1 protein-coding gene is annotated in these 522 nt (G+C 34.9%); it reads left to right on the top strand.

Annotated elements, in window-relative coordinates:
- Positions 1 to 74: 74 nt before the first annotated feature.
- Positions 75 to 522: glycerol-3-phosphate 1-O-acyltransferase PlsY (gene plsY, locus J7R10_RS08505; RefSeq protein WP_208436464.1), on the top strand; the 448-nt coding region annotated here is incomplete at its 3' end.

Below are 522 nucleotides of genomic sequence, written 5' to 3'. Positions count from 1 at the left end.
GGACGCGTTCTTCAGACCTTTGTTAAGGGACAATCAATTTTTAAACTTGATCAATAAACTTAATGAGATTTTTAATGAATAAAATAGAAACACTTTTACAGTTTTATCCATGGTTTCTCTTTCTAATATCTTATCTAATTGGTTCTATCCCATTTGGCCTACTTTTTACGCGATTAGCCAAACTTGGCGATATAAGAACAATTGGTTCGAGAAATATTGGAGCTACAAATGTTCTGCGGACAGGAAATAAAAAAGTTGCGGCTCTCACGCTTCTTTGCGATATATTAAAAGGAGCTGTTGCTGTTCTTGTTATAAAATTTTTAAGTGATCCGACAGAAAACAGTACCATTGTTTTACTGGCTGGTTTTTTTGTCTTTTTGGGACATCTTTTTCCCATATGGCTTAAGTTTAAAGGTGGTAAAGGTGTTGCTACCTATTTGGGTGTGTGTTTTGCCTTTTACTGGCCAGCAGCAATTGTTTTCATTATTGTGTGGATGATATTTTTTTTACTCACACGCTACT

It is taken from the genome of Bartonella vinsonii subsp. berkhoffii ATCC 51672, from assembly GCF_902825225.1.
Taxonomy (GTDB): Bacteria; Pseudomonadota; Alphaproteobacteria; order Rhizobiales; family Rhizobiaceae; genus Bartonella; species Bartonella berkhoffii.
Note: the sequence above shows the minus strand (reverse complement) of the source record. Positions and strands in the feature narration are given on the sequence as shown.